The sequence below is a fragment of the Spirochaetota bacterium genome, assembly GCA_035477215.1.
In the GTDB taxonomy this organism is placed as follows: Bacteria; Spirochaetota; UBA4802; order UBA4802; family UBA5368; genus MVZN01.
Window position 1 is genome coordinate 18,935 of sequence record DATIKU010000031.1, and the last position, 26,114, is coordinate 45,048.

Below are 26,114 nucleotides of genomic sequence, written 5' to 3' on the forward strand. Positions count from 1 at the left end.
ATTACCATTCCCGTAAAGTAAAAATGATCGGGGCTCGCTGAAAAGGTCGCGGGTCACTGATAAATTAATTGTTTCACGGATTCAGCATGCCATACGTACACGGAACGAGGCCGATTATTAAAAGACCACACCCGGCTTGAGTTTGGGGCTGTTTTAATTCGGATTTATTACTGCATATTTATGGTTCGATACCGGTATTTTTCGAATGTTTGTTTGGAAGCGCGCGTTTTTCAGAAAATCCTACCTTGGTTTTTCGATTATAACGTGCCGTTGTTCGGCCTGCTGGACGGCCGTCGAGAAGTCGACAAACTCACCGTAATCGGCCGGATCGATGCAGACCGCGTTAACGTGTACTTCCTTGTCGACATCGAGCTCAATGGACCCCGGGCGCTTCGACACCCGAATCATGGCATACCCGAACCGGCACCGCACCACGTCTTCCCTTTCCAGCACGGCCCCGCGATACTCCTCGGGGAGAACAAAACTATAGGACTCTGACTCGTTTACCGGACGGACGATGTGAAAAAGATGCTTTCTATTACGATCGTCGACATGGTTCAGCACTTCGCTCGAGTTGAGCACCGGTGAAATGACGATCCGGTCGGGCGCTACCGCGGAAATGGAGAATACCCTTCCCTTGACCGCAAGTTCCAGGGGCGAATCAGCCGCTTCGAGGCCGGCGAGTTTAAAATCGTCAAGGCTGAAAGCTGGAAACATTTGTGCGAGGAGCCGGTTGACCATCTCCTCCCTGGATTGTGCGTCCTGGAACAGCGAACGCACCTCCCCCCGGGCGCCGTAAAAGCGTATGCTCCCGTTGAAAAAAGCGTTCCCCCTGTTGTCGATTTGCACCTTCATTCCGATCCTGCTCCCGCTCATTCTCAGAGAGGTGACGGTGCGCGTTTCAGCCTTGTCCCGCAGAATGACCAGGGCCTCGGTCCCCTCAATCTCCGGGCCCACCACGCCGTAGCCGTTATTGGCCTGCGAGAAATCAATCCAGACCCCGCCTCGCCGGTCGATTGGCACATACAGCAGTACATGCGAAAATATCCCGGGAGAGACGAAACCGCGAAGGTCGGGGAAATCCCGCCCACCCGTGAAAGCGAAATACGAACGTATCCCCAGGCATTCCAGCATCGCCCTGGCAAGCACCGCCTTGTCCTCCGGCGTGCCCCTGCGCTTCATCATCGTTGTCGCCGCTTTTTCGGGATAGTAAAGTACATTGCCTAACAGATCGATCTCCCGCGACACAAAGGCATAAATCCTTCTTGCCGCTTCATCCACGCTGCCGCCGGCGAACTTCGTGCGGATATCGTCGTCCGGAAGAGAGAACGCATCACGCACAAGGCCGTTATACCATATAGCAAATTCCTTCCGATTCCGCATCGTGGAGATCGAATACAGCGGAAGATATTGCAGCCTGTTCCCCATCGCGCGTTCCATCCGGACAGGCTTATGGCTTTCGCTTCTCATCAAATACTCGATCATGCCGTTGCGCCTTCGGTGCGTCACCTCGCCGCCGGTGTAGACAATTTTCACGTCCATGTCCTCTGGAGCGATTACCCGGCATGAAAACACGCCAAGCGCTTCGTCAAAATCGTGTATTGCCGCGATGGGAGTCGCGAAAATCCTCGATGAACCCCGCAGGTCGAAGGGATTGTCCGCGTAGTAGGCGACATGAATGACGGAACGCTCGCCGAGCGACGGGAGGGAAAGATATGAGGTCCCGTCCACACGAATAATCCGGCCGGCGTCGCTGTAGCTTCCGTCCTCACGATAGACCCGGGCCCTCACTGGATACACCCTGTTCCCGTGCTCGAGCCTGAACTCTCCATATCGCTCGATACCCCGGCTGTCATGGATATAAATAACGTCCTCGCAGAAAGCCCGGCTGCTGCCGTCCGCGTTCAGCCGGTATATCCTTCCCCGGTAAATAACCTCGGATGGAACGCCGGTGCCTTTTTTCTTGCCACGTATCCACGAGGCGGCGTGGTCCTCGCCCTTTTCCTCCCGGTCGCGGGCCATTGGTGGTTCGAACCCTCCCCCGGCGAGGAAATCCAGCAGGTCGCCCATCTTATAATAGGACGGCGCGATCGCAAGCATCCTTCCCCAGTCGGGCGAAGGGACCTCCCCTTCCAGGTAGCCGATCCTCCCCAGTCGCAGGTAATCCTCAGGATCTTCCTTTACGGCGACCCTCTCTAAAAGCAACCGGGAGGCCCGCTCGTATTCACCGATGTCGATGAGTGCGTCGATACGTTCCCTGCCGTAGTCGTCGAAACGGTCGTGTTCGTCCACAAGAGCGATAATATCCCCATGCCGTTCCATGTCGCGGCAGATGTCTATCAGCGTTTCGAACGAGGTTCTGTCAAAACCCTTGCCAAGGATCTCACGGTACTGCCGGGCCGCGAGAGCGGGGTCATTCCAGCGGTTGTGCGCGGCCAGTCCTTTTCTCGGCGCCGGCGAAGACGGGAACTCCTTCGCAAAGAGCGCGATATCTTCCTCGAATTCCTTTTCATACCCGAGCTCCGAAAGCAGCATCGAATAGGCCTCCCTTAGAGGCAGAAAGAACGGGGCGCGCCGCACAAGCGATCTGCCAACGGCATAAGCCTCAGCCATTGCCCGCCTGCCCGTCATGATCTGCAGTCGGCGGTACTGTGCCGGAATAAACGACGAGTCCGTTTCGCACAGATCATGATAGATGCGCGCCGCTTCCACATACTCCGCGGAACTTTTGTCGCTTTCCGCACTCTCCAGAAGTGATTCCGCCAGGAAATAGCGAGAGGGATATCCACCCTCGGATGATTTCCCCTTCCTGAAATGCTTAACCGCCTCGCGGCTGTCGCGTTCGCGGAAATAGCTTCCCAGGTGGAAGGACGCGCCGGGTACCCCGCTGTACAAACGCCCCACCAGCAGATCGTAGGGATAATCCAGCACCTCCATAAATTCGCACGGCCCCGTGGCCGGCCTGTCCGAAGAGCCCTTCAACGGGACGGGCCTGTCGTTCATGTCGGTCACGATCAATCGGAATCGCCAGTCATCATCGGCGTACAGTTTCATCACTATCGTTATGTTCCCCTCCGCTTTCGCCTCGATTACGCGGACCGACCGGCGGATACCGGCATCGATGTTCGCGACGGCCTCTCTCCCGTTAATAAAAAGCCGGTACGCGCATGGTGAATATACGCGCAACCTGACGGGACTCCCTGGCGAAAGGGTTGTAGTCGCGTATGCCACACCCCTCTCGGGGTAGAGTATACGCTTGAAATCGACCTCCCCGGTTTTTTCATCCGCGACAGCCTTTTTCCATCGCGCTTCGTTCCCCGCCTCCGGTGAAGCTATTTCGGGCAGGAACGGATACTCCAGGTCGGCAGCGCCGAATTGATAATAGGGCCCCGACACCATCCAATGCCGGACCGGGTGCAGAAGCTTTGCATCCTCGATCGCTTTCAAAGGCGCAAACCGGCGCGCCAGTTTTTCGCGCTCAATCAGGATCAAAAGGCGGTACAGGTTCGCGTTCGGCGCATTTTCCGCGTCGAGCCCGGCGATGACGCGCGTAAAAACGCCGTCGACCCTGGCGAATCCATGAAGGTCTGAAAGCGTACCAAGATCGGAGAAATACAGCGCCGCCTCGGGCGCGGCGGGAAATCGCAGCAGCATGGCCTCGATGGAATCGTACAGTGCGTAATAATCGCCTGCGGCGAAGCTCCTGAATATACGCTCCTCGTACGCGCGTATGTCTTCCTCCGCCGCTCCCGCCGGAACGGCCCACAGGAGGAACACCGCCCCTGCCAGCGCGAGCGTCTTACCGAACAGCCTTCGGCCCGCCATTTTTTATGCTCCTTAGAATTATGCGCTCGTTTTCTTTCCGGTGGATGAAGAGCAGAAACTCCCGGAATTCGCCGTACTCCGACGGGTCGACCGAGGAGTCCCTGAAAACGATGCTCGATCTCACCTCGATTTCCGCTTTCCCCTTCATCGCGTATTCAAACTTCGCCACGAAGCGGGAATGAACGCGCTCCTCCCCCCTCGGCAATACCGCGACCTCCCATCCCACGGGCATCGTGAACCGAACGGTCGTCTCGCTCGTCCATCCCCCCGATATGCGGACAGGGAAAACACGCGATTTCATCATTCCGTATTCTCGGTAATAATCCGACGACACGAGGAACGATTGGAAGGCGGCGTACTCCCCCGTCGTGGAGAGAAACGAGGGGATGCGTCCGTCGTACGAATACACCACCGGCCGCTCGATTCCGGCCTGATGCATCGAAAGGCCGTTAATGGACGTACCGGTGTATTTGGAATTCCAGTAGGAAGCGATCCCCCTCAGCTTTTCGGATTCGTCCAGAATATCGAGTCGAACGGAACGGGCGAACGCCCCGCCCTTGCTAAGGGTTCTTTTAAAAACAGCGCCGCCCCCCGCATCGATGGCAACGTCGGTGGTCACCGCATCAGTGTTCTCGTGATAAAAACTGCCGGTCGTAGTAATAAAAGAATGACCGCCGTCACCGATGACGAACGCCTGTATATTCCGGTCTTCCGTCGGCAGCTCGCGGCTGCCCGCCATTTTCGCCGTGGCGTCCAGGAAAATGCCTCCTTCCAGATTGACAAAACAGATTGCATGGTTGAACTGCCCGATGAATGCGATGGACCGGTCAAGGGCGCCGCGCTCACGGGTGCGGACGAGAGCCATCCTCGCGTCGATCCCCGATTTGCGGAGCATCGATATTAGCACAAGTGTGAGGTCCTTGCAGTCGCCCATCCGTGTCGCATAGGTCAGGTCGGCGTTCCGCGGCTGCAGCCCGCCCAGGCCCAGTTCAAAACCGACATACCGTATCGACGAATTGACATGGTTGAATATCTTCCTCATTTTTTCCAGGTCGCTGTCTTCGGGTCCGACAATTTCGGCGAGGTCTTTTTGCATCTCAGTGCTCATCGTTACCCTGCCGCGCATAAGGGATGAGTACCAGCGCGCGGCTTCCTCCCAGGTGCCATGCGAACTGACGATCAGGGACGGGACGATCTCGCTCTGGTGCGGCATGGCGACCTCGTCTTTGCTGGGGGGCAGGTTCGAAAGCGAGAGCCGGTATATTCGCCGATCTCCCTGGCGCGTAACGGATAAGCGATCGTTCCCAAGCCCCCTCAGGCGCACATGCAGCCGCATGCCCTCGGGCCGGCTGATAACGGTGTTCGAAATCAGCGTCCTGTAGCGCCCACCGGCCATAATCTGCTCGCCGACATACCCGCGGTACAGCCGCGCCTCACCGCTCCGTACCCGGTAGCTCAGATCGACCAGGCTCCCCTTGCCAAGCGAGGGGACCGAGAGCACCCTGGCCTGCACATCGTAGTACATCCGGCTTTCTGGGTCCGAAAGCGAGCGAACGTACGACTCCGCGGATTCCACCACCTCGCCGCCGCGCGTGACGGTGCAGCGCACGTCCTCGACACGATCCGTCGCGGGATTGAAGATAATGTACTGTGTGGAGAAATCGCGTATGGCGCTTTCAGCGTTGATTCGGAACACCCTGCGCACCGTCTTCTCGTACGACCCGTCGGCCGTGATCTTCATCACGCACTCATCAAGTATCACCACCGCGGCCTCGTCCGGATATAGCCCCGTGCCATCATCGAACACGGGCAGGTCTTTCACCCGAAAGCGGTCCAGCGGGTCGGGAGTACTCTCTATCGCGTCGATATACTCCTTCATTCTGAAGTTGTCGGGATTGCGCAGGAGCGCTTCTTTCATATAGTAAAGACCCGACGAGACACTCCCGGTCTGGTAATAGAGGGAGCCAATATCGAAAAGTATACCGCTGTCATCCGGAGCGAGCGCGAGTGCCGCGGTAAGGTAGGGCAGAGCGGCCTCTCTTCCCCTGGAGGTTCGCACGGCACCGGCAAGTCTTCGGCGCAGGTCGGCATCGCAGGGGAAAAGGTGCACGGCCCCCTCAAGGGCGGATATGGTCCCGCCGGCTTCGCCCGTGCGTTCCAGCGAATCGGCGAGCGCCCTTGCATACGTCCTGTTGTATCGGTCCAGGCCACACAGTATTCCGTATTCGTCGGCCGCGCTTCGGTAACGCTGCCGAAGGTTCAGGACCCGGCCCCGGACGGTCCTTCCCACAGAAGGAAAGCCCGATTCGATCAGGGATCTCGCTTGTTTAAGCGCCTCGTCGTACCATCCCCTTTCCGTAAAATACAACGATTTAAGCTCCGACGCGGCGGGGCAGGACGGATTTATCTCTCTTATCCGGGCGATGAGCGGCGGCGTCTCGTGGAGAAAGCCGTTGGATATCCTGCTTTCCACAATCTTCACGAGCGGCAAAAGGGCGGTGCGATCGCCGTCAGCGGCCTGGCGCAGGAGTATATCGCGCTTCTCCTCATCATCCCGGCACAGGGCAAGATAGTAGCGCGCCATGCGACCATATGCGTCACTTCCGAGGGCGGCCTGGAACAGGGCGGCCGCTTCGCCCGTCTCCTCGCTGTCAAGGCCTGCGGCGTATATCAGGTATCCGGCGCGAAACGCATCGTCCGGCCCGCCTTTGCCGGCACGGGCGGAAAGCTCGCGTAAAGCGGGAAACCATGAAGCACCGGCCACCGTTCCGGTATCGCGCGCGACCTTCGCATTTTCATTTTTATCGAGCTCATTGTGGCGGAGCGAGAACTTGATTCCGTCCCCGAGCGAATCCTCCATCCTGACAAGTACGCGATGCCTCCCGGGGACGCAGCGCACCTTCACACGGTACTGGTCGTGCACGAATCGGTGCCTGGTCTCGCTCTTAAAAACCCGCCTTCCGTCAATCCATATTTCCGTATGACCGGTCTTCCCGATATGGAACACCCGGGTCTCCTCGGAGCGCGTCGTGAACTCGGCCGCGAAGAAATACAGCGCGTCCGCCGCGTCGAGGTTCCTTTCGCCGATATCGAGGATGCCCATGCGGTCTGTCCGGGCGTCGAACCAGCGCACCGGATGGAGTTTTCCGGGATAGAGTACGGCCGCGCCGATGTCGGCCTTCGGCATCCGCGCGGCATCGAATGGTGTCGCGCCATGAGGATCAAAGGGCCCGAGCACTTTGAAGTCATTAACGAAACCGAGCTCATCGAGCATCGCTTCCGCCGCGCCGGTAACGCCGCTTCGAAGCGACAGCCAGGCGTGAAGAATCCGTATGCGGGCCCTGAGCGATTCGCTCCGGGCGACGGCCTCATTCTCCGCGAGCAGCCGTTCACATGCCCGAATGCCCCCGGGGACCAGTTCAGGATAGCTCAGCGCTTCGGCCATCCTGAATACGCCGTACTCGAGCAGCGCCGGATCGTCTTCCTTCAGCGCCGTCTGCACAAGCTCTTTGAGCGCACCGCGGGAATCTCCGCGCCAGAGCCGTTTTCCGGACGACAGCCAGGGGTCTTCCGCCGCCCCCGCGGGGGCGGACGCGTTCACTGCCGCCAGCACAAGCACGGCCGTAAAAATTCCCATGAAGATCCTGTAGAGCATCCTCTGCATGTCTATCTCGCCTCGCCCCCGTCCCCGTGGTCCATAAGCCGCATGGCCCTGTTCAGCACCTTCCGGGCGTCGTCTTTCCTGTTTTGCCTCAGCAGCATGGAGGAATAATCGATATACGCCTGCCGGTACCCCGGGAAGGACTTTATACAGCGCCGGTAGTAAACCTCCGCTTCATCGTCCCTGCCGGCCTTTTCCATGAACACCGCCATGCGATGTACGGAGACCGGATTGTCATCATTGGTTTCCAGCGCCTCGCGGTAAAAACGCCCGGCCATGGCGTAGTCTTCTCGCTCGAAAAAGATATCGCCCAGTTCCAGGCCCGCGTAACTGTTCTCCGGATAGCGTTCCTTCATAAGCAGCAGGGTCTTCGCCCCGTCCTCGAGACGCCCCGCGTGCCGGTAGAGTATGTACAGGTTATAATATGCTGGAATGATCGCGTCAGCACCGCCGATCATATCGAGAAATCCACTCTCCGCCTCCCTGACTTTGCCGTCGTTGAGACTGATACAGGCCATGTTGTTCTTTGCCATCGCACGATGCCGTGCACCTGTGGCTGTTATCGCCTCATATTGCTTCATGGCCCGTCCCGCGCTCCCCGAAGCGCGCTCGACCGTGTGATAATACCGGGCGAGGTTCCATAAATCGCAGCCCGTTTTGACCTGACGCTTTGCGATCCTGTCGATATCGCCCTTCCACTCTTCGCCGCAGTCCGACGGAAACCTCAGCGCGAGCGGAAGAAGTCCCGGGCTGTTTTCTATTATATCGTCCGCTTTATTGCGCACGGTTGGCGAGGCGCAGACGATGAAAAAAAGCGCAAAAGCGACGATAACGGCCTTCATGGACATCTCCCGACGAGTAATAATCCGCGAACGCTCCCATAAATTTAACTTGAATCGTTAATTCGATTCGTTTAGACATTTGGTTGCGGTACCGTTTACGATTGGCGGACACATGGCCTCGCCGCGTCTGATGTTCCCGGGGCGCTGCGCGACCATTTCAGCGGTGACTACGCTGAGGTAGTAGTGCCCGCCATGGCGAGTTTTTCAAGAGTTTTTCTTTGAACCGAACGATGATGACACCCAGAACCGGACTGCTTTTATGCTCGTTGATAGTGTGCATCATTCTGCCCGCGCATATCCCGGCGTCCGCTGACCGCTCGCGCGTTGACCCGTTCCATGATGTCTTTTACCTCTATTATACCGAAAGCCGGCCACAGGCGCGCCGCATGCTTTCCGCCCTCTTGAAAAATCGTGCTCTTCGCGGACGCGCCCTTATAAACGCCGGTAAAATCGACGAGATGGAAAGACGCCCTTCCGCGGCCCTCTCTTCCTACCGAACTGCGCTCGAGTCCGGCGAAACGCTTGCGATTCCCTATCTTTATTCCGCCCTGCTTGCGGGCGACCCGTCGGCCGCCGATGCGATGCTCCGGTCGCTCCCCCCGACAAAGGGCGTCCACTGGCTGTCGTACGAACGAGCGCTAATTCGGCTTCGCTCGGGAGACACGGCCGGGGCAATTCGTTTTTTACGGGAGGCCATTGAACTGGGGTTCAACTCGCACGAGCTCATCCGGCGGGAACCGCTTTTTGACGCGATCCGGAGCTCGCCTGAATTTTTAAAGATTCTTGCGGGGATTAACATGATTCCGCCTGTACGGCTCGCACCGATGCTCGATGAAATCCGGCTGGGCGAAACCCGGGGCACTCCTCTGGCCATGAGCCCGGAGCTGTCGGCCGCCGGAGCGCTCGAACGGAAGGGCCGGCTTGCGGAGGCCGAGCGCACGCTTCGCGGCCTGCTCGAAACGCGCCTCGCGTTTAATGAACGTAGCGTGGCGCTCTACCGGCTCGCGCGCCTGCGCGCCCGTCAGGGCGACGCGGCGGGCGCCCGCGAGTTTCTCAGACGCCATGCGGAACATTTCAATACGGTCCGCGACGATCCCTCGGGCTATCGCGGGATCGTCCTGCCACTGATGGGCGAGATCCTCGCCAACGACGATACCGGATTATTTTCCTATGCAGAAACGGGAGAATATTGAATTGAGGACATCGTCCGGCGTCACCGCGCCGGTCACCGACGCCAGGATGTCGAGCAGGGACTGGAGTTCAAACGCGACGATCTCCCTGGGCTCCCCCGTGGAGAGTAGCCCCGCGGCCCTGCCGATCGAACCGAGCGCCTCTTCGAGCAAACCGGTCATCCGGACGTCCGCAACGAAAAAATCCTTCTGATCCGCGAAATCCTCCGCGAGGGATGCGGCAATCGTCGCCTCGAACTCCTTCAATCCGCGACCGGTTTTCGCCGAAAACGCCAACCCCTCGCCGCCAAGCTCCACGCGCAGACGGGAAAGCGCCGCCTCGTCGACCAGATCGGCCTTGTTGAGGAGCAGTACGCGTTTTTTCGCTGCGGTCGCGGCGAGAACCCTGCGGTCCTCTGGAAAGATGCCGACCGACACATCGACGACGACGACCAGCATTGAAGAGGCCTCAATCTTCGCAAGGCTCAGCTCCACCCCCATCTTTTCGATCTCGCACGAGGGAACGTCGATCCCCGCGGTGTCGATAAGGTTTACGTGCATGCCCGCTATCCGTATGCTCTCGCTGATGGTGTCGCGCGTGGTTCCGGGTATCGCCGAAACGATGGCGCGTTCCGTGTTGAGCAGAAGGTTGAGCACGCTCGATTTCCCGACGTTTGGCCTGCCGACAATGGGAAGGTCGATGCCGCGGCTGATTCGCTCCCCGATCCGGCACTGTCGATGCACTCCTTCAACGAGCTCCCGGATGGAATCCAGCCCCTCCAGGGCGGAATCGTTGTCGACGAACTCGATATCCTCCTCGGCAAAGTCGATGCCGCATTCAATGTCCGCCTTCAATACCACAAGGCGCTCGCGTATTTCGCAGATCGCACGCGCAAGCGATCCGTGCATCTGCCTGATCGACGCCTCGATCTCCCACTCCCCCCGCGCGGTGATGATATGATTGATCGCTTCCGCCTCGGTAAGATCTATCTTGCCGTTCTGGAACGCCCGGCTGCTGAACTCGCCCGGAGCGGCCACCCGCACGCCGCGGGCCCGAAGAAGCGTCATGATCCGGTTGACGATGAGTGGGTTCCCGTGGCAGAATATTTCGGCCATGTCCTCGCCCGTGAAGCTCGCAGGCCCGCGGTAAGCCAGCACTACGGCATCGTCCACAATCGACCGCCCGTCGAGTATCGATCCGTACACGGCCCGCCGGTGCGCAAGCTGGTCCGGGCGGCTGAACAGAGACGCGACGGCCCTGAAAGTTTCAGGGCCGCTCAATCGCAGTATCGCTATGGGCGAGTTGACCGGCGGCGTCGCCGGCGCGCAAATCGTGTCCTCGATCATCACCATTCATCACCTGTTAGGCGAAATCTTCACCTTCCGGTAGATGCCAAGCCCCTCGCTCTTGGTGGTAACGCGGGAATCGTTCTGAAGCGTCAGGTGTATCAGGCGCCGCTCGAAGGGATTCATCGGCTCGAGCGTCCAGGGTTTCCCGGTCTTGATGACCTTGAGCGCTATCTCCTTCGAGAGTTTCCTGAGCGTCTTTTCGCGCTTGGCGCGGTATGACTCTATGTCGAGAATGATCTTCTTGTCACCCTTGGTCCGGTTGTTCACCATCAGGTTCACCAGGAACTGCAGCGACTCAAGCGTCTTCCCCTTTTTGCCGATGATCAGGCCGGACTTCGGGCTCTCTATTTCAACGTACACCTTGTTTTCGCCCTCTTTAACGTCCCTGACCGTGCCCTCTATTTCCATCTTTTTAAGTATCGTTACAAGTATTTCTTTCGTCATCTCCCCCACGTCCGCGGCGATGTCGTTATAATATACGCGGAGCCTGGCGGGCCTGGAGACGCCGAATCCGAATATTCCGCTCTTTCCCTGGTCAAGCACCTCCATCTTCACTTTCGCGACGTCGTCGATATTGAGCTCGGCCATCATCTTCCGGGTTGCGTCCTCAACCGTCTTACCCTCAATCTCCAACACCTTCATATAAGCCTCCTCACCGAAATAATAGAGTCGCCGCGTAGATCCAGGATACCGGCTTCCACCCGCCGGCGGAAGGTTGGAATGTGCATATCCTCACTATCGCGACAATTCAAATGCGTCGCACGACGGATATCCGGGGACCCGTCGTACGAGAAAAGATCATTATGCGGTCTTCTCGCTCCCCTTCCTGTTGGTATAGAGCTGGTGCAGCATCTGCAAGGCGTTCTGCATGATCCAGTAAAGCACCAGGCCCGACGGCATGTTCCAGAATATCACGATGAATATCAGCGGCAAGTACATGAGCATCTTCTGCTGCTGGCCCACCGCCTCCCCGGTTGTCATGCGTTGCTGAAGATAGGTGGTACCCGTCATTATGATCGGCAGGATGTTGATGTTGAACCCGTATATCTTGAATATGGTATCCGGAAGCGACAGGTCCTGAATCCACAGTATGAACGGCGCCTGCCAGAGATCGATCGAGTTGATCAGCGCGCTGTAGAGAGCGAAGAAGAAGGGCATCTGCAACAGCAACGGCAGGCAGCCGCTCGCCGGGTTGACCTTGTTTTTCTTGTAGAGTTCCATGATCTTCTTGTTAAGTGCCTCGGGCTTGTCCTTGAACTTCTCCCGGAGCTCGGTTATCTGCGGATTGAGCGCCTGCAGCTTCTTCATCGATTCGGTCGATTTCTGAGTCAGCGGCAATAGTACGATTTTAGAAAGAATCGAGAACACCACCAGCGACCAGCCGAAATTGCCGAAAAGGATGTTTATCTTAAGCAACGACCACAGCACAAAATCGCGTATCGGCTCTATCCATTTGCTCACATCGGCCGCGTCTATGACGCTCTCCGATACGGCCCGAAGCTTGTCCTTGTCCTTCTCGCCCGCGTAGACCTTGAAGTTTTTGGAAAGAGTCTCCCCTCCCTTCAGCTCGTCGAGTGGAAGGTACATTCCGGTCCGGAAACCGGTTCCCGGCCTGTTGTCCGAGATCACGCCGCTTCCCGAAAAATCATCGGGAATCATTATGAGGAGGAAATACCTGCTCATCATCCCGACCCACTGGATGACGCCGTTTTCCTTTTTTACGATTCCTTCCTTTGTGAAAAAACCGCTGCCTTTCGATGTCCTCTCGAAGCTGTTGTCCACGGAATAGATGCCGTGGACCTGGTTATAGGTATTGTCGAAGTCCATCGCCGGGCCGATAAAATCCGAGGCCGAGAATATCACCGCCCCGCCGGGAAAGACCACGCTTCTTCTGCCGGCGTTCTGCACCCTGTAAGAAACGGTAAAATAATCGGCATCCTTAACGAATCGATAGATCTTCTCAATGCGCACCGGCACGTCCTGCATGGTGCCAGCGGCCACGAACTTTACTTCCTCGTTCGAAGCCTTTACAGTTCTCCACAGTACCTCATCCAGAGCGGAGCCTTGGAGAAACTCGTTCTCACTCAGGTGCAGGGAAAAATCGAACCTCCCCTTCGCCTGAAAACCACTGTCTTCCACTACAAGCTGGGTGCTGCGGGCATTACACTTGAAGCTCTTCATCGCGGCGCCCCTGTTGCTCAATACGATCGTATACTTGTCGGTAGTAACGTTTATGGTCTCTTCCTTCGCCGCGCCGCGAACCGTTATGGCGCCTCCCGCCGGGGCGCGCGGAACTTCCCGCAGGGCGGGGGTATCCGGCGATTTTTCAACGCGCTCCTGTGGGACCGGGGCCTGCCCCTCCTGTGGGGCCTGGGGCTGCACGAAAAAATAGGACCACAGGAGCCAGACTCCCAGGGCGAGCACGACTGCAAGCAAGGTTCTTTTTTCCATTATCCATCCTTCTGAGGTTATAATGATGTCGTCAGCTGCGAACCGCAATAGTTACAAAAAGGACCATCGGCACATAAGTACGCGCTAAGCACGCCCGGGCGCAAGGATCGGCACCTTGATGGGAGGGAACAAACTCGTGGAAGTCGCGGCTGAATGTATGAGATCCCCACTGCTCTATGGCACGGGATCGTAACCGCCCCTGCAGAACGGGTTGCAGCGGGCGACGCGCCCGACCGTTAGAATAAGCCCTTTCGCCAGTCCATGCCTGCCGAGCGCTTCCATCGCGTACATCGAGCATGTCGGAATAAACCTGCATGAAGGCGGAAGGTACGGAGAAAGAAGCGCCTTGTAAAGTAATATCAGTTTTCTAAGCGTCATCACCGCGAAGGCGCTCGCCCGATTCATCGCTTCAGCACACCTGACATCAGAAAAAGTCGCCGTATCGAATCCTTCGCCCGGGAATACTCCAGTCCACCGAATGCGCCGGTCGGGCGCAGCACAAGATAATACCCCTGCTCTATTGACGGCAGCATCTCCCCGCATATCGCTCGTATTCTTCTCTTTGCCGTGTTCCGTTCGCACGCGCCGCCGTATCGTGCGCCGATGGAGATGCCTATCCGTATCATGCGTCCGCCGCCTTCCGGCCCGCCGTCCCGCGTCGATGAAGCTTCGTTGAATTTCAATCTTAACACGATTAACTGGATTCCTTCAATATTGAATCGCTTCCCCTTCTCGAATACCTCTTGATAATTCCCTTTTCCCTTCAAGGAATAGATCTTCTTCACCCGGTCATTTCTCTATTTGGGCAGCCTCTTCTCGTCGGAAACAGTCAGCTTATGCCTTCCCTTCGCCCTCCTCCGCCGCAAGACCTCTCTGCCTTCGGGCGTACTCATCCGCGCGCGGAACCCGTGTGTCCTGTTCCTTTTCAGTCGGCTTGGTTGAAATGTCATCTTCATCGCTTACACCTCATTATTATTTATCATATAGTTGCATATCATACGGAATGCAATTAATCCTCGAGTCCGGATATGACAAAACATCCCCTGCGCTGGGTCAGGGTTTCCGGTACAGAAGCCGGATAAAAAGCAATTTCAGTCAAGAGGAAAACGATAAATTAAATCAAATAAATGTCAAATCCTTTAAGGAGAGGGGGAAGGCTTATTTCCGCGCATAAACCTCGATAGTGTCGGAAAAACGCAGAAGCGGCGCAAGTTTCCCGTAGATGAGGCTGAAAGGCCGGAAAAATGGGGAAGCCCGCGGAAGGACGCGATCCGGATGAACGCCCGCGGCGCGAATTCTTACCGTGCAAAATCCCATCCTCTTTAGCGTTCGTTCCGCAGAGGCGGGCGAGATGTCAATCCGGTGGTCTTCAGGATGATTTTCCCCCCAGGTCCGGCGGTCAAACAGGAACTGGGGACCGAAAACCGAGGGGGCCGAGAAGGCGAAAATACCGCCGGGGTTGAGTAGCGCGTATATACGCTGTATGACCTCGCGTGGCCGCTCGCAATGTTCGATGAAATACCAGGCGGTTATGATATCGAAGGTTTCATCGAACATGGTCTTTTCAAACGCCGTGTTGGCGACACGGAAACCCGTCTCGCGCCTGCACCACTCACACGCATAGCGGGATATCTCCACACCATACACCCGGCCGATACCGGCATCTTTCGCGCTTTCCATAAAGAAGCCAAGCGCCGAACCAATATCGAGCAGGCTCAACTTCCCGCGCTTCTCCTTTCTGCCGCAGAGGGCCAGTATTTTACGCAGTCGTGCGTCGGCCAGGAGCCGTATGGCGTCCCTGTCTTCGGCGTAGGTTTTCCCGTACTGGCTCCGGTAAGCATCGAGAAAATAGCGCTCATCATAACGCAATGGCTTGTACGCGGAATTAAAGACGATACCGCACCGGCGGCATCGGTGGAAATGATCGATATCACGGGAAACCGGTTCGCCGCCGGGCGCCGAACAGAGAGGGCATGTCAGTCCCTCGGGCGAGGTACTATCCGGTGCGCTACCCGTTTTTTTTCCTTTTTTTCGCCGGCTCAATGACGATGGGGACTCCCTTGATCTTCACGTTTTCGAACGAAAGCAGCACAAGTTCAGCGTATTGCTCGGGCACTTCGAGAAACGAGTACGTGGGATGGATGTCGATCTTTCCTATCTGCTTGCCGTCGACGCCGGACCTCTTGACTACCTCGCGGATAAGATCGCCCGGCGAAATCCCGTGGTTTTTGCCTATGTTGATAAACAACCGCGCACGACCGTCCTTGATGTCCTCGAATACGACCGAGCCCGCCTCCGGTTTTCTGGTGAATTTATCCAGCGACAAATCGAGCCTCGATATGTCCCCCAGGCTTTCCTTTAACAGCGCCGCGGCGATGCGTTTCGTGGCGCCGAAGAAGGGAAGGGGCTTCTTTAAAATTTTTAAAAGCTTAACGTATTCCGTCAGATCTTCCGTGAGTGCAATTTCGAGGACCTTCTCGATTTTTTTTTCCTGATTCATGGAATCCTCTCACATAAAAATCGTCACCCGCCAGGGGCAACCCGGGTTCACCGGGCTCCTCCGTGGTGACATGGTGGCAGTCATATACTTTGGGATGGTGGTCGCGCAACTTTCTCTGACAGTGTGTTCGAATCGCCCGACAGGCGGCTTCTCGCGTAAAAAACCCTGGACAGTATCGACACACGATTTAAAATAGCAAGCAATTTTCGCCTTATTCCCCGCCCTGCACCCGGCAGCGATAGCCGACATTGCGTACGGTCTCGATGATGCTGTTAAACTCGTCGCCCAGCTTTCCCCGCAGACGGCGAATATGCACGTCGACGGTCCTGGTGCCGCCGATATACTCGACACCCCATATCCTGGCAAGGAGGTCCTTGCGCGAAAAGACGACCCCCTCGTTCTGGGCCAGCAGCCTCAGAAGCTCGAACTCCTTGTAGGTGAAATCCAGTTTCTCTTTATTAAGGTAAATCGAATATTCTGAAAGATTGATTTTAATATTGCCGATCGCGATGACGTTTTCATCGTCCGGCAGGTTTTTGTCCCAGAGGAGTCTTTGTACACGGCTGCGCAACTCGCTTTTTCTGAAAGGGTAGAGCACGAATTCGTCATAGAACCATTCGTGGTCGAGGCCCTCCAGATGGCTGACCCGCAGAATCAAAAGCACCGGAACGCCCTGGAGCTTTTTCCTCAGGCGCGAAAGATGGAACTGGATGAGGTCGTTCGACTCGAACATGTCGGCGTCGATCGCGAGCAAAAGCGTTCCCTCGCCCTTTACCGCGTCGACCGACCGGAACACGCGCACATCCTGGTCGGCATACTGCGCGGAAAAATCGTCGACCAGCTCGCTGTTTACCGACAGCAGGCCTATGCTGCGTTCGGAATCTTCACTCACGATTGCCCGAAACCTCTCTGAATGTAGCGGTATAGCGCGCGGCCACGTTTTCCGCGTAAAAATCCTTTACCTTCGTTCGATTGTTGCCGGAGCACAGTTTGTACAGCTTGCCGTCATCGATAAACCGGCGTACCGACCGGGCGTAGCCTCCGATATCGCCGACGCCGACCAGGAGCGCGTTTTCTCCATTTTTCAGGAAATCGACCTGGCCGCCATGATTGCTGCAAATAATCGGCAGGCCGCAGTACATCGCCTCCATAAAGACGATCCCGAAACCTTCATGCAGGGACGTGGAAATGAAAACGTTCGATACCTCGATATACTCGAACTTCTGCCTGTCGGTGACATGGCCGGTAAACACCACCCTCCCGTTCATGCCAAGCTCGCGGGTGACCGATTCGAGGTATTCCCTCTCCGGCCCGTCGCCGAGCACGAGCAGCCGCACCCGCGCGTCGGGGACGGCGGCGACGGCCCGGATCATGTGGTCGATGGCCTTTCGCTTGATGAGCCTGCCGATCGTTATGAGGAGGAACTCGTTCTCGTTGAACCCAAGGGATGCACGTTTTGCCCCCGAAAGAATCGGGGGATGAAATGCAAGGGGGATGATGCCGACTTCCTTCCGCGGCGCATAATACTTTAGCGCGTTATCGCGCGTATTGCTCGACTGGGCGACGATACGATCGGCCCGGTTCATGATGAACCGTACCACGTTCCGCCAGAAAAAACTTCTATGCGGCGACATCTTCTTGCTGGGATCGTAGATGTCTCCCCCGTGGAGCGAGAGCACATTGGGAATCCGGAAGATCAGCCCCAGGATATACCCCAGCGGCCCCGACGGCACGGCGAAATGGGTGTTTATGACGTCGTAGCGGTTTTTCAGGCATAATCGCAGCCCCTTGAAAAATCCAAAGGGAAGATACGAAAACATGGAAAGGAAGCTCGCCGCGTCTCTCGACTTCCTAAAAAAAATCGGGACGCGATAAACGTTGATCCCCTGCACCCGCTCGTAATAAGGAAGCCCTTTAAACCACGACGTCAGCACGTCCACCCGCGCGGTTTTCACCCACTCCAGCGCGAGGTCCATTGTCGCAACACCTCCTCCTCCGCCGAGAGGAGGAAATTCATAATTGATGATGAGTATTTTCAAGATGATATCTCCGCAGATTGTTGCCGGCACATGCTCAATCATCATTCCCTTTATGAAATAGTAAAGTTATTTTTACCCGGGGCGGGTTTTCCCCCTGCCGGCCCGCCGGCAGGGGGAAAACGTCTTCTCGGGCCACACCAGCAATTAATATTGACACACTGCCGGCGCTGATCTATGCTCGGAGGGTTCGTGAAATGCGATAAATACAGACCACTTTTTCGGACGGCGGACACCATGAAAAAACACCTGCCATTCATAATTACCATTGCATGGATCGGATTATCGGCGTGCTCCACGATCGACATCGCCATAACCAAGAAGGTCGATGTCAGCAAAAAATTGAACAAAGTTGCCGTGTTCCCCTTCGACGTAAAAGGAGCCGCCTGGGGCGATGAATTCTCCGACGCCATCAGCCACTACTTCTTCAAAACCGGACGGGTAGAGGTCGTGGAGCGTGAAGCGCTCGAGCGCATACTTAACGAGCAGAACCTCTCAATGACCGGTTTCATCGACGATAAAAGCGCGGTGAAGATCGGAAAACTGCTGGTGGCCGACGTCATCCTGGTCGGTCGCTATTACGCCAAGTACTGCTGCAGTCTTTCGCTTATATGGGACAGAAACGACATCCTCATTGGAAGCTCGCGATACGATGATATATCGCGACAGATCGTAAAAAAGGTGCTGTCAACGCTCGATGAGATCGAAAAGAAAAAGAGCATTAAATGATCCGAAGCCTTTTCAAAACGGTCCCCGCGGTCCTGCTCGTTTTTTTCGCAACGGCCACATACGCCGCCGACTTCGACGAGCTTGACAAACCCCCCGAAGGCGCGCACAAGGGCCAGATGCTCTTGGGTGCCTTTTTTTCGATCGGGATGCCCTTCGGCAGTTGTCTCGACGCCGAAAACGCCTTTCTTGAGGGTTCTACCTACACCATCGACGCAGGTGAAGGATTGGCGAAAGCCTTTGAAGTTTCACATCTTTATTTTGGTGTTGGTTTTTCGTTCGAGTACATGCCGTTCGACCATGTCGGTGCGAAGATTCGGCTGAAGCGCAACAGCGTGGTGCAGAAGACCAATTTCGGTTCTGATTACGAGAACTGGAGGGGATATCTTTACAAAGACCTGTCGTTTTATCTGGGTCCTTCATTCCACGTCACGACGCGCAAACGCTGGGATTTCACGCTCACGCCGATGATTGGCTACGCGTTCGCCACGTATCACGCGGCGCCGGTCGCCAGTAAAATATTGGTCCATAATACTACCTTAATCGGCGTCACCGGGGAAAATGAACGGAGCTTTTCCGCGCTTACTTACGGCGCCGAGCTCAACTGCACCATCTATTTTTCAGGAGGACTGTTCGTGTCGCTGGGTTGCGACTGGACCAGGCTTAACTGCAGCTTCGGGGAGCCGTTTAACATCACGAATCCACAAGACCTCTCAAAAGTATATTTCGACGGCGCGACATCCGGAACCATAGACGCCGTCGCGTTCATCCTTACCGCCGGTTACGCATTTTCAAACTAAATCCTTCGCTGAAACAAGACCGGCACGCGTAAGCAGTCGAAGCGCGTTGAGAGTCACCCAGGGATCGCGTCTGTTGTGCCGCGCCATCCTGCCCCCCTCCCAAAGCATCCCCCGCTCTCGTCGCTCGGCCGGAAACGAGCCGTCAGTGTTCTGCTTGGCTATCAGCGCATTGAACGCACCGTTCCCCCTGGTGTCCCCGAACCGTCCGGCACGGGCGATCGCGATCATGCCCGCAAGAGTGTCATAATGTAAAAGAACGGGGAATCCGGAGCGGGAAAAATCAGATGCCCTTCCCCCCGCGGCGCATACGGAATCAGCGCCGTTCGTGATATCCGCAAAAAGTCGGTTTAAAAGCAGGAATTCCGAAGCGCTCACCGCCGCTTCCTCCAGGCGGCCGCGTCTGTCGCCATGTTCGAGCAACGCCATCAGGCACTCGAACGTGGCAAACACACAGCTCGGAACCGATGCGTCTCCCTCGCGCGCGAGGCCCGCCCCGGCCCTTCTGAAAAGCAGCAGCCACATCACGTCCATCGAGCCGGCGATGGGGCAGTGCAGCCAGCCGCCGTCCTCCCGCTGATGCTCCCGTATCCACGCGATACCCCGCTCCGTCCGCTCGTCATCGAAGCCCGCTTCAAGCAGACGACGGACCATGGCCCCGGTGATGCATCCGGCCTCGATAGCCGGTTTCCAGTTCATTACGAATCCACCGGACTCGCCGCGGCATTTTTGCATGATGAATTCCGCCGTGGCATCGACGACCGGCTCCCTTCGGTCATAGCCGCGCGCCACTGCTTCCGCGAAACGCCACATGGCCCCTCTGGCGACAAGGTCGAAACGCTTCTTATCGCCGAGAATACCTCCCCTGGCCGCACTGAAGAACCGACGATATACATCAGAAGAACGCAGCGACTCATACCCTTCCAGAACGGCCGCATCGCCACACGTGGGTCGCAGGATGTCGCGGAGGCACAGGTGGCGGACCTCCGGTCCGCACCGGGATATCAGCCAGGGAACTGGGTTTCCGTTAAGGTAAACGCTCATTTAACGGTGTACCCGGCCGTCAGTTTTTTCATTTCATTGCCCGCCATGTCTTTTAAACCGAGCTCGATTTCATGCACTCCTTTCGACCAGATATCATTGTGACGGAGTATCTCGATGCGCGAATAATCCGGATCGTAGTCCCACTTTACCGGTTTCCCGTCGACAGTCAGAGAAATGGAACCCAGGTCGATCCCGCTTCCGATATCCGATACGGGAATATAGAGCGGCCGTCCGGGCGCGATGATTCCGGGCGATTTGAACCGGGCCTCGGGGAGCGCGTCGTCGCGCAGGAGGAAGAAGCCGGCCATGCGATGGCTGGAATGCACGAACGAGCCCGTTTTAAGGTCGTACCGGTTCCCTATGGGATGGAAGCGTCCGGTCGCCGGATTGATCTGGTATAGCCCGACCTTTGCGCGGTCATCACCCCTGTACTCCAGCGACAGCTCCATCGGTCGATCGACGCAGAGGTCCGGAGGGAACATTGTGTACACGGCGCTCCGGACGGAAAGCCCCGCAACGGCGATGCGAAGCGGCGGATCCTGTTTCAGCCACACGCGCTCGGGGTATAACGCGGCCTTTTTATCGAAGACGGCCGCAAACAGGCCGTCTTCGCTTGACAGGCGCAGCTCCCTCCCTGGAACAAGGTTCGGCGAGAACTCGCGTACCGGCTTTTCGAGCGGCGGCGCCGCAAGCAGATCGAACTCGAGCTCCGCCCTGTTGTCGTTTGCGTCATACGCGAGTATCGTAACGCGCGCTTTCCCCACAAGTCGGGTGGTGTCGATCCTCCCCTCGTCTCCGATCCTTGAGTAGAGGTAATGGGTATAAAAAGTACCGTTCGCTGCGGAATAATCGTAATAGAGCCCCGCAAGATGTATCTTTTCGCGTTTCATGCGGTCGAACCGCGTTTCGAATATCTTTTTCCCATTAACGAGGAGCTCGATCCTGTACACGGCGATTCTGCTGATATACCCGGCCCTGTCACCGGCGGCGACCGTTATTCCAATGATTCCCCCGGCAACCGGCGTGCCGTTCCACTTGGGTCTGTATACCCCGCCCTTAGAGGGCCTTGCAACCGCCACCGACCGACCGGCATTGACGCCGTCGATATGCGACCGGCCATCCAGAGGAACCAGCCCGAGCTCGGAAAAATCTGGAGGGATGGTATCATCGATGCTAAGACCGTGGCGCAGCGGATTGAGATGCACGCCTTTTTCATCGCGCACCTCAAAGTGAAAATGTTCCCTTCCGATGCCGCTGTCTCCCGAATACCCGATGCGCTCGCCCTTGCGGACGGGGATATCGCCCCCTTTGAATTCCAGCCTGAAATCCTCCCTATCCAGAATCTTCTGGCGGTACCCGACGACCGCAGAATTCTCAAGCACCCTGTCGGCGAACCCGTCCATGTGCCCGTAAAAGGTTCTTCTGCCGTCGGGGTGTGTAATGAATATCGCGTATCCGATCCCCCATTTCTGGTACAGTGCCGTGCTGATATGGCCGTCATCCGCTGCGAAGATTTCGAATCCCTTCCTCCCTCCGGTACTCACATCGAGCCCCAGATGAAAGCGCGGTCCCCTGAGTTCGCAGAAAGTGCCGGTTATGCGCTGCGGACGGTCGATAGGCCAGCCGAGAGTCCGTGGGGGTGATGGTGACATGGCGAGGAGCGCGAGCGGCATGATTAAAACGCAGAGCGCCGCCCGTTTAATCCGGTAAAACGCGTCGGTGTATAAGGCCCGGCGTTTACAAAGCATTGGCGGTTTGGATTTAATGTCCGGACAGCATCGGGCCCGACGCCTTTTTCCTATCCGCGGGCCGACAGCCGTGCCAGATTCTGCTGTATCACAGCGTTGCCTTGATTCAACCGATCGGCTTTTTTATAATATTCGAGGGCTTCCTTTGGCTTTCCCATTTTTTCAAGACACAGCCCCATGTTGTTCAACAGCTCGGGCGATGCGGGAGCAGATGCCAGCGCCGCCGCGAAAGCGGTGCTGGCCTGGGTGTACCTCCCCAGCCGCATCAGCGTCATTCCAAGGCCGTTGTATGCGGCGAAAAATTCGGGGTCAAGGGAAATCGCCTTCTCGAAAAATTCCTTTGCCCGCCAGTAATTCCCCAGACCGTATGCGGATTTTGCGACCACGTAATAGGCGGTCGGGCTTTTCTGTAAAGTCAGGGCACGCTGAGCGAACAGTTCGGCGTCCCTGTAGCGCTTAAAGTCTATAAGCAGGAGTCCCAGGTCTATAAGCGGATCGGGCAGGTTCTTCCGGATGTCGGCGCACCGGCGGAAATGCGAGATCGCCGCCTCGTGGTTTCCCATTTTCCAGTGGTTATGCGCCGCGAGAAAGCGCAGGGCGTAGTTGGGGGAGTTATCCTGAAAATCCCTGTCCACCGATAGTTCGGCGGCGATCTTCTCGAGCGACTCGCGGTATTTGTTTTCCTGAAATAGTTTCAGCGCGTCGTCATATGATGCCAGCACAATGGTGGCCGGAATCAGGAGAATTGCCGCAATACATACCGGTTTTTTCATGATCGCCCCTCTCCAGTTCGGTAATTCGTCGGGGGGCCATGCGGCCCCCCGTTTCACGCCGAAACTACTTTTTACCGCCCTTTTTCTTCCCGGCCTTTTTTTCGCGAACCGCCTTAGTCACTAACTTAACCTGTTTCTTCACAACCTTCTTCACAACTTTTTTTATCGCTTTTTTCGCCGCCGGTTTTCTTTTGGGCGGGGATGCCTTCTTTACTGGTCTGGCCGGTTTCGCCTTCTTTATCGGCTTAACCGCCGCGGCCTTTTTTACGGGTTTCGCCGGTTTGGTAAGCTTCGCAAGCTTCACCGCTTTTTTCACCGCCGGTTTTTTCTTTTTAGGCCCCGCGCCGAGGCCGCGGATCGCCGCCTGGGCCGCCGCGAGGCGCGCTATCGGCACCCGAAACGGCGAACAGCTCACATAATCCATCCCGACCCTGTGACAGAACTCGACCGAGGACGGCTCGCCGCCATGCTCGCCGCAAATCCCCACCTTCAGATTCCTAAGGGTTTTTCTGCCGCGCTCGATAGCGATGACTATCAGCTCGCCAATGCCCTCCTGGTCCAGAATCTGGAAGGGATCGGCCGGCAGCACTTTTTTCGCCACGTACTCAGGCACGAACCCTCCGATGTCGTCACGGGAGAAGCCGAACCCCATCTGGGTGAGGTCATTGGTGCCGAAGGAGAAAAACTCCGCCGCCTCCGCTATCTTTCCGGCCGTGAGCGCCGCGCGCGGGACCTCGATCATAGTCCCGAACAGGTAATCGATCTTGCTCACGCCGTAATTTCTGCACACCTGGGCGTGGACGTTTTCCACGATCGCCTTCTGGTGATCCAACTCGGCCTTCGTGCTCACCACCGGAATCATGATCTCCGGCTCCACCTTTTTACCCTCGCGAGTGAGCTCGACCGCCGATTCGAGAATGGCGCGCACCTGCATCTCGGTAATCTCGGGATAAGTGATCCCGAGGCGAACACCGCGGTGCCCCATCATCGGATTGGACTCGTGGAGCGCCTCGGCGCGCCTGTTAAGCTCGTCGAGGGTGATACCGAGGCTCGACGCCAGACGCTCGCGCTCGTCCTGGCGGTTGGGCACGAACTCGTGCAGCGGCGGGTCGAGAAGGCGGATGGTTACGGGAAGCCCGTCCATCACCTCAAGCGTTGCCTTGAAGTCCTTTTTCACGAACGGATACAACTCGTCGAGCGCGGCACGGCGTTCTTTTTCATCCTTCGATATAATCATGCGCCGCAGAAAGAAGAGAGGCTGCTCCGAATATTTTCCATAAAACATATGCTCCGTTCTGAAAAGGCCTATCCCCTCGGCCCCGAAGCCTCTCGCCTTCGCAGCGTCTTCGGGAGTGTCGGCGTTCGTCCGTACTTTAAGTCGTCGGCGTGCATCCACGAACGTCATGAATCCCACAAAGCGCGGGTTCTCGGTCGAGTCAATCATCGCGAGCTTTCCGCTGTATACGTATCCGCGGGTGCCGTTCAGCGTCAGGTAATCGCCCTCGCTGAATGTCCTTTCTCCCACGCGCATGGTCTTCGCTTGAACGTCGACATGCAGCGCACCACAACCCACGATGCAGCACTTGCCCCATCCGCGCGCGACAAGCGCGGCATGTGAGGTCATGCCCCCGCGCGCGGTGAGAATGCCTATGGCTGCCCGCATCCCTTCCACGTCCTCGGGGTTGGTCTCCTCGCGGACCAAAATCACGTCCTTACCCTGGAGAGCCCATTCGACCGCATCGTCGGCCGTAAACACGATCTGGCCAGCGGCGCCGCCCGGACCTGCAGGCAGCCCCTTGGTCAGCACGGTCGATTCCATCTCGGCGGCCGGGTCGACGATCTGGTGCAACAGCTCGTCGAGCTGGGCCGGCGAAACGCGCATCACCGCCTCGTCGGTCGAGATGAGCTTTTCGTCCAGCATGTCCATCGCCATGTTCAACGCCGCGGTTCCGGTGCGCTTGCCGACGCGGCACTGCAGCATCCACAGGTGCCCCTCCTGAACCGTAAACTCGATGTCCTGCATGTCCTTGTAATGCCGCTCCAGCTTTGTACGATAAGCGTCCAGGTCTTTGTACGCCTCGGGCATCGCGGTCTCGAGCGAGGGCAGGTGCCTGTTCTGTTCGTTTTTGGTAGCCTCGTTCAGCGGGTTCGGAGTGCGTATGCCGGCAACCACGTCTTCGCCCTGGGCGTTTACCAGCCATTCGCCGTAGAAGTGGTTGTCGCCGTTGGCGGGGTTCCGCGAAAAGGCCACGCCGGTCGCCGAGCTCGCGCCCATGTTGCCGAAGACCATGGCCTGCACGTTGACCGCCGTTCCCCAGGCGTCCGGGATCCCCTCGATCCGCCGGTAGGATATCGCTCGCTTGCCGTTCCATGAGGAGAACACCGCTCCGATCGCGCCCCACATCTGCTCGAGGGCGTTGTCGGGAAACTCTTTACCGATCACCTCCTTCACCCTGGAACGGAAATCATCGCACAACGTCTTTAAATCGGAATCGCTGATGTCCGCGTCGGTGGCGTAGCCCTTGCGGTTTTTAAGTTCCTGAAGCATCCTGTCGAGCTGCACCCGTATGCCCCTGCCCTCTTCCGACTCGAGACCCGCCGCCTTTTCCATCACAACGTCCGAATACATCATGATGAGGCGCCGGTACGCGTCGTATACGAAGCGGGGGTTGCCGGTCTTTTTAATCATGCCGGGAATAGTGGCTGAACAGAGCCCCGCGTTGAGCACGGTCTCCATCATGCCCGGCATGGACGCCCGCGCGCCCGAGCGTACCGAAAGCAGCAGCGGATTTTCTGGGTCGCCGAACTTCGCCCCCATGATCCGCTCGACCCCCTTCAGCGCGTCCAGCACCTCCTTCTCGAGTCCCGCGGGATACTTCATGTTATTCGCGTAGTATTCATTGCACACTTCGGTGGTGATGGTAAAGCCCGCGGGAACGGGAATACCAATCTGGCACATCTCGGCCAGGTTGGCCCCCTTCCCTCCGAGGAGATTTTTCATTTCGGCCTTTCCATCGGCCTTCTTGCCTCCGAAAAGATACACTCTCTTCGCCATTTTGATTCTCCTTTGTCTTTTTAAATGATTAGAGATGTCGCGAAACCGGAGAATCTCCGTTTCCCGCCCGCCGACGGCGGGGGGAAACCGTGACACTCGCAATTTGCACAACAAGCCCATTCGAGTTCCTGCGAACC

Annotated in this window: 20 protein-coding genes; 3 read left to right on the forward strand and 17 right to left on the reverse strand. The window is 57.1% G+C overall.

Features of this window, described 5'->3' with window-relative positions; genetic code table 11:
- Positions 1 to 240 precede the first annotated feature (240 nt).
- The 3 genes from VLM75_06780 to VLM75_06790 are packed head-to-tail and all read right to left on the reverse strand — an operon-like array spanning position 241 to position 8,328.
- Positions 241 to 3,825, reverse strand: coding sequence for a hypothetical protein (locus VLM75_06780; protein HSV96623.1), 3,585 nt, complete (start codon positions 3,823 to 3,825; stop codon positions 241 to 243).
- Positions 3,800 to 7,489 carry a DUF3857 domain-containing protein gene (locus VLM75_06785; GenBank protein HSV96624.1) on the reverse strand — a complete coding sequence of 1,230 codons (3,690 nt, stop codon included), beginning with the start codon at positions 7,487 to 7,489 and terminating at the stop codon, positions 3,800 to 3,802. Before VLM75_06785 ends, VLM75_06780 begins: the two co-directional genes overlap by 26 nt.
- A gap of 2 nt (positions 7,490 to 7,491) precedes the next feature.
- Complete coding sequence (locus VLM75_06790) at positions 7,492 to 8,328, reverse strand: tetratricopeptide repeat protein (protein HSV96625.1); 837 nt, start codon at positions 8,326 to 8,328, stop codon at positions 7,492 to 7,494.
- A gap of 230 nt (positions 8,329 to 8,558) precedes the next feature.
- Between VLM75_06790 and VLM75_06795 the strand changes: the two genes are divergently transcribed.
- Complete coding sequence (locus tag VLM75_06795; GenBank protein ID HSV96626.1) at positions 8,559 to 9,521, forward strand: hypothetical protein; 963 nt, start codon at positions 8,559 to 8,561, stop codon at positions 9,519 to 9,521.
- Here VLM75_06795 and mnmE read toward each other — a convergent pair.
- The 10 genes from mnmE to VLM75_06845 all read right to left on the reverse strand — a co-directional run bounded on the left by mnmE (position 9,489) and on the right by VLM75_06845 (position 17,837).
- Positions 9,489 to 10,850 (reverse strand): tRNA uridine-5-carboxymethylaminomethyl(34) synthesis GTPase MnmE, encoded by a 1,362-nt coding sequence (gene mnmE / locus VLM75_06800; GenBank protein HSV96627.1) that lies wholly within the window; start codon positions 10,848 to 10,850, stop codon positions 9,489 to 9,491. The two genes, VLM75_06795 and mnmE, sit on opposite strands and share 33 nt — an antisense overlap.
- Before the next feature lie 3 nt (positions 10,851 to 10,853).
- Entirely contained in the window at positions 10,854 to 11,489 is a 636-nt protein-coding gene (gene jag, locus VLM75_06805; protein ID HSV96628.1) for an RNA-binding cell elongation regulator Jag/EloR, read from the reverse strand.
- A gap of 159 nt (positions 11,490 to 11,648) precedes the next feature.
- The gene (gene yidC, locus VLM75_06810; protein ID HSV96629.1) at positions 11,649 to 13,298 is read right to left on the reverse strand and encodes a membrane protein insertase YidC; all 1,650 of its coding nucleotides are present in this window, start codon (positions 13,296 to 13,298) and stop codon (positions 11,649 to 11,651) included.
- Positions 13,299 to 13,472: 174 nt separating this feature from the next.
- Entirely contained in the window at positions 13,473 to 13,703 is a 231-nt protein-coding gene (yidD, locus tag VLM75_06815; GenBank protein ID HSV96630.1) for a membrane protein insertion efficiency factor YidD, read from the reverse strand.
- Positions 13,700 to 14,083, reverse strand: a complete 384-nt coding sequence (gene rnpA / locus VLM75_06820; GenBank protein HSV96631.1) for a ribonuclease P protein component — start codon at positions 14,081 to 14,083, stop codon at positions 13,700 to 13,702. Before rnpA ends, yidD begins: the two co-directional genes overlap by 4 nt.
- 12 nt (positions 14,084 to 14,095) lie before the next feature.
- Positions 14,096 to 14,254, reverse strand: coding sequence for a 50S ribosomal protein L34 (gene rpmH / locus VLM75_06825; protein HSV96632.1), 159 nt, complete (start codon positions 14,252 to 14,254; stop codon positions 14,096 to 14,098).
- A gap of 202 nt (positions 14,255 to 14,456) precedes the next feature.
- Positions 14,457 to 15,167, reverse strand: coding sequence for a class I SAM-dependent methyltransferase (locus VLM75_06830; protein HSV96633.1), 711 nt, complete (start codon positions 15,165 to 15,167; stop codon positions 14,457 to 14,459).
- A gap of 139 nt (positions 15,168 to 15,306) precedes the next feature.
- Positions 15,307 to 15,798, reverse strand: a complete 492-nt coding sequence (locus VLM75_06835) for a DbpA RNA binding domain-containing protein (GenBank protein HSV96634.1) — start codon at positions 15,796 to 15,798, stop codon at positions 15,307 to 15,309.
- Between the two features lie 211 nt (positions 15,799 to 16,009).
- Complete coding sequence (locus VLM75_06840; protein HSV96635.1) at positions 16,010 to 16,690, reverse strand: response regulator transcription factor; 681 nt, start codon at positions 16,688 to 16,690, stop codon at positions 16,010 to 16,012.
- Positions 16,683 to 17,837: a glycosyltransferase family 4 protein gene (locus VLM75_06845; protein HSV96636.1), complete on the reverse strand. Its 1,155-nt coding sequence runs from the start codon at positions 17,835 to 17,837 to the stop codon at positions 16,683 to 16,685. Before VLM75_06845 ends, VLM75_06840 begins: the two co-directional genes overlap by 8 nt.
- Positions 17,838 to 18,071: 234 nt before the next feature.
- Between VLM75_06845 and VLM75_06850 the strand changes: the two genes are divergently transcribed.
- Together VLM75_06850 and VLM75_06855 are read left to right on the forward strand one after the other, a co-directional pair.
- Positions 18,072 to 18,563, forward strand: coding sequence for a CsgG/HfaB family protein (locus VLM75_06850; protein ID HSV96637.1), 492 nt, complete (start codon positions 18,072 to 18,074; stop codon positions 18,561 to 18,563).
- A complete protein-coding gene (locus tag VLM75_06855; GenBank protein HSV96638.1) occupies positions 18,560 to 19,360 on the forward strand; it encodes a hypothetical protein in 801 nt (266 codons plus the stop codon). The genes VLM75_06850 and VLM75_06855 overlap by 4 nt, the downstream gene beginning before the upstream one ends.
- Here the strand turns inward: VLM75_06855 and VLM75_06860 are convergent.
- The 4 genes from VLM75_06860 to ppdK form a co-directional block, all read right to left on the reverse strand.
- Entirely contained in the window at positions 19,352 to 20,401 is a 1,050-nt protein-coding gene (locus VLM75_06860; GenBank protein HSV96639.1) for a prenyltransferase/squalene oxidase repeat-containing protein, read from the reverse strand. The two genes, VLM75_06855 and VLM75_06860, sit on opposite strands and share 9 nt — an antisense overlap.
- Positions 20,398 to 22,149, reverse strand: coding sequence for a M23 family metallopeptidase (locus VLM75_06865; protein HSV96640.1), 1,752 nt, complete (start codon positions 22,147 to 22,149; stop codon positions 20,398 to 20,400). Before VLM75_06865 ends, VLM75_06860 begins: the two co-directional genes overlap by 4 nt.
- Before the next feature lie 50 nt (positions 22,150 to 22,199).
- Complete coding sequence (locus VLM75_06870) at positions 22,200 to 22,922, reverse strand: tetratricopeptide repeat protein (protein HSV96641.1); 723 nt, start codon at positions 22,920 to 22,922, stop codon at positions 22,200 to 22,202.
- A gap of 64 nt (positions 22,923 to 22,986) precedes the next feature.
- Complete coding sequence (ppdK, locus tag VLM75_06875) at positions 22,987 to 25,977, reverse strand: pyruvate, phosphate dikinase (protein HSV96642.1); 2,991 nt, start codon at positions 25,975 to 25,977, stop codon at positions 22,987 to 22,989.
- Between the last annotated feature and the right edge of the window lie 137 nt (positions 25,978 to 26,114).

Excerpts from the sequence above, each read along its gene's own strand:
- VLM75_06865 (HSV96640.1), bottom strand. The coding sequence starts at position 22,149 with ATGCTTTGTAAACGCCGGGCCTTATACACCGACGCGTTTTACCGGATT.
- yidD (HSV96630.1), bottom strand. The coding sequence starts at position 13,703 with ATGAATCGGGCGAGCGCCTTCGCGGTGATGACGCTTAGAAAACTGATA.
- VLM75_06850 (HSV96637.1), top strand. The coding sequence starts at position 18,072 with ATGAAAAAACACCTGCCATTCATAATTACCATTGCATGGATCGGATTA.
- VLM75_06780 (HSV96623.1), bottom strand. The coding sequence starts at position 3,825 with ATGGCGGGCCGAAGGCTGTTCGGTAAGACGCTCGCGCTGGCAGGGGCG.
- VLM75_06855 (HSV96638.1), top strand. The coding sequence starts at position 18,560 with ATGATCCGAAGCCTTTTCAAAACGGTCCCCGCGGTCCTGCTCGTTTTT.
- VLM75_06870 (HSV96641.1), bottom strand. The coding sequence starts at position 22,922 with ATGAAAAAACCGGTATGTATTGCGGCAATTCTCCTGATTCCGGCCACC.
- VLM75_06835 (HSV96634.1), bottom strand. The coding sequence starts at position 15,798 with ATGAATCAGGAAAAAAAAATCGAGAAGGTCCTCGAAATTGCACTCACG.
- ppdK (HSV96642.1), bottom strand. The coding sequence starts at position 25,977 with ATGGCGAAGAGAGTGTATCTTTTCGGAGGCAAGAAGGCCGATGGAAAG.
- jag (HSV96628.1), bottom strand. The coding sequence starts at position 11,489 with ATGAAGGTGTTGGAGATTGAGGGTAAGACGGTTGAGGACGCAACCCGG.
- VLM75_06790 (HSV96625.1), bottom strand. The coding sequence starts at position 8,328 with ATGAAGGCCGTTATCGTCGCTTTTGCGCTTTTTTTCATCGTCTGCGCC.
- mnmE (HSV96627.1), bottom strand. The coding sequence starts at position 10,850 with ATGGTGATGATCGAGGACACGATTTGCGCGCCGGCGACGCCGCCGGTC.
- VLM75_06785 (HSV96624.1), bottom strand. The coding sequence starts at position 7,489 with ATGCAGAGGATGCTCTACAGGATCTTCATGGGAATTTTTACGGCCGTG.
- yidC (HSV96629.1), bottom strand. The coding sequence starts at position 13,298 with ATGGAAAAAAGAACCTTGCTTGCAGTCGTGCTCGCCCTGGGAGTCTGG.
- VLM75_06860 (HSV96639.1), bottom strand. The coding sequence starts at position 20,401 with ATGAGCGTTTACCTTAACGGAAACCCAGTTCCCTGGCTGATATCCCGG.
- VLM75_06795 (HSV96626.1), top strand. The coding sequence starts at position 8,559 with ATGATGACACCCAGAACCGGACTGCTTTTATGCTCGTTGATAGTGTGC.
- rpmH (HSV96632.1), bottom strand. The coding sequence starts at position 14,254 with ATGAAGATGACATTTCAACCAAGCCGACTGAAAAGGAACAGGACACAC.